2 protein-coding genes are annotated in these 3,141 nt (G+C 65.9%); both read right to left on the bottom strand.

Translation table 11 applies throughout. The features are described 5' to 3' along the window. Positions 1-1,440, bottom strand: a 1,440-nt coding sequence (locus GF405_05550) for a hypothetical protein (GenBank protein ID MBD3367621.1), incomplete at its 3' end; no start/stop codon positions are given. Then, positions 1,437-2,957: a hypothetical protein gene (locus GF405_05555; protein ID MBD3367622.1), complete on the bottom strand. Its 1,521-nt coding sequence runs from the start codon at positions 2,955-2,957 to the stop codon at positions 1,437-1,439. The genes GF405_05555 and GF405_05550, both read right to left, overlap by 4 nt. Positions 2,958-3,141 lie beyond the last annotated feature (184 nt).

Raw genomic sequence — 3,141 nt, forward strand, 5'->3', positions numbered from 1 at the left:
CTCCTGCCGCAGCGTGAGAACATCGTCGAGGACGGAGTTCAGGGAGCATCCCGGGTTCGCAAGGACCGCGGCGCTGTCGGCTTCTCCTCTCAGAAGACGCTCCTCGGCGAGCCTCATCTCACGGCCGAGCAGCTCCTCAAGTTCGCCTCGTCCGCTCATGAAGATGACGGCCCTCGAGACCTGTCGTACGTACCGCCCCCCTCGTCCTGCGGCGTCCGACCCAACAAGTGCGGCGTCGCCGAAGAGGTCGGGACGCTCAAGGAACGCCCTCATGGAGTCGACGACCGCTCGGGAATGTCTCTGCCGTACTCTCCCGACGACCGCGAGGTCGAGAGACCCCTCCCCGTCGAAGTCGCCGGCGAGCACGTCGACCGGGCGCATCATCGAAGCGTGGTCCCAGAGGGGCGTGAGTTGTGAGTCGTACACGGAGAGCACGCCGTCCGTCCCGTGCGCCGCCACCCAGCCATCCGTCGTCTCGAGATGCGAAACGGGGAACGGCTGTTCTTCCTCGGCCAGGACGCGACCAGATGGGTCCACGACCGCCAACCAGCCGATGGAGTCGCCCGACGCGACCCTCCTTCCACCGGCGGCGACGAGAGTCGTGTCTGTGAGCGCAACGAGCGTCCCCGTCTCCCCGGGAAGGGGGACCGTCGCTCTGACGTACCAGGCGTCGCTACGCTCTTCGAGTATTACGATACTCAGGGTGTCGGCTCGCGATGCGACGACGAGGAAGTCGCCGAAGGCGCCGTACACCGAAGAAACCACACCACCGGTCGCCAAGGGGACCTTACTGAGGCCACCGTCCGACACCTCGGTCACGTGGTCTTCCCGAAGGAACAAGAGCCTGTCCTTCATCGCAACGGCCGCGGCCGAGGAGCCCAGCCGTCCCGGCAGCGCGGTGGCGACGAGCTCCCAGGAGTCAGCTGCCGGACGAACGTCCAGTTCCAGCGGCGACGGTCCTCCCAGGAGACAGACCCGTTCATCCGTGTCGATCGTCACGAACGAGCCCGAGCTTCCGATTCCCGGCAGAGCCGTCTCGTGAACCACCTGCATCGACTCGGTGCTCACGAGGGACGCCTTGCGGCGCTGGAGGGCGATCACGAAGGCGTCCTGTCTTGATGAGCGGCTGGGGACCGGGCGGACGCCGACAACATCCAGCACTGGTTCTGTCGAAGAGAGACGGATCGTGTGGGCCGGTGCGTTCAGACTTCGCGGATCGTACTGGAAGACGACGAGCGCTCCATCGTCGTACCCTATGACAAGGTCCCGCTTGTCGACGGAGAGGGAGGAGCCGCGGGGCTCCCCGGTCAGCGTCGCACAGGTGGCGACAGCGGACTGTTGAGGAAGGACGTTCTCCTCGAAGAGCTCCAGTGCGACCCCATCGGTTGCCGCCGAGGCGAGGAGGACGACGCAGAACACGAGGACGCGGGCTGCTCTCACTTCGCATCCCCTTCCGGAACGAGCTCGAAGAAGCGAAGAGCCCCGTCCACCGGTCCAAGGATGATCTCGTTCGTTCCGCTGTCGTCGAGGTCCGCCACGAGGCAGCCGTGCCGCCCGAGGCCCCACCCCCACCCGGTCTTCCGGTTGGGGGTCTCGCATCGGGCAAGCTCGCGAAGCTTGCCGTCGAGGACGACGAGGTACGCGACCGAGTCCGGTTCGATCGATCCATATCTGATCGTCGTGTTCCACTCGTGGATCGTCCACCCCACCGAAGCGGCGACGACCTCCATTCTTCCATCTCCGTCCAGGTCATTCGCTGCGAGCGGCATGAGGTGTCTGTTTCGGAACCCGGTGTGCTCTGCCGCCGTGCCCTCACATGTCGTGCGGAGCCGGCCGTCGAGGGCAAGAAGACGTCCGGTCGACTCGCCGACGAGTATCTCACTCGCGCCGTCGCCGGTGACATCCGCCAACACCAGGCCGCCCGCCCCGACGAGAGGGCGTTCGGCTACGAGCTGCCCCTCTCCTGAGATCACGGTGACCCGCGCCGGCTGCCTGTCCTTCGTCGACGCCCAGACGGCGACCACATCAGGGCGCCCATCTCCCGTCACGTCGGCAACGCTGACGAGCGTCCCGGTGAACCAGCCCCTTCGCCGGTGCCTCCAGAGCTCGCGGCCCGAGGCGTCGAGGCAGAGGATATACGAGTACCCGAGATCGGTGGTGCCGCGCGCGCTCACACCGTTCGCGGGGCTGTACGTGGACAGCACGATCTCCTCGACCCCGTCTCCGGTGAGATCAACAACAGCCGGCTGAGCTCCATTGTTGACCCCAAGCGGCCTCTCCCAGAGCAGGCCTCCGGTCTCGAGGTCGACCGCCATCACCCCGCGGAAGCTCCCGTACTTCCGGACCAGAGCGCGACGGGACTCGAAGCTCCGCGCCTCAAGTGAAGGGAGCGCCAGCTCTCTGTAGAGCGACTCACTGACCTGGTAGCCGTTGTTGAAGCCGACGAGGACTACGCTTCGGTCCGCCAACTCGACCGCCATGCCTCCGAGCGGATTCCGGTTCGGCTCGATGCGCGTCTGCGACACCAGAGAACCGTCGGGCGAGCGCGTCTCGAGGAAGCAGTCGGCTCTCAGGGACTCTCTTCGAGCGGCTCTTCTGAGGGCACGCAGAAGACTCAGCTCCCGGTCCATGTGCTTCTCGCGTGAGTAGTTCAGCAGGAAGAGGTCTGCGGGGGTCAGCCTGGAGTCGCGGGATACCTCCTCGTAGCCGAGCGACGTGCGCCAGCAAAGAAGACGCAGCTCTCTGTCGCTCAGGGTTCTGTACGCTCCAAGGAGAAGTCCGTCACAGAGCGGCTTGGGGTCGCCGGGACCGTTGTCCAACGCGACGACGCGGGCACGGTCGCGGTTCGGGGTGCCTGTGTTCTCGGAGAACAGGACAGAGAGGCGGTGATCCTGCGGCAGCTCAACGGCGAAGACCCTGGTCGACATGGATGTGTCGCTGAAAGGTCGGAGAGGCATGCTCCCAGTGTGGCGCAGCTCAAAGGGTCGGTCGATCCCGACGGACGGAGGACGATAACAGGAGGTCACGCGGACATCGTAGCGAGGCAGCCGCCACTCATCCTCTCGCACCGTCTCGTCACGCCCTGTCGCAGGAGCCCCCGCGAGCAGAAGGTCGATGCCGAATGCGGCAAGCGCGCACAGC

Source organism: Candidatus Effluviviaceae Genus V sp., assembly GCA_014728125.1.
GTDB lineage: Bacteria > Joyebacterota > Joyebacteria > Joyebacterales > Joyebacteraceae > WJMD01.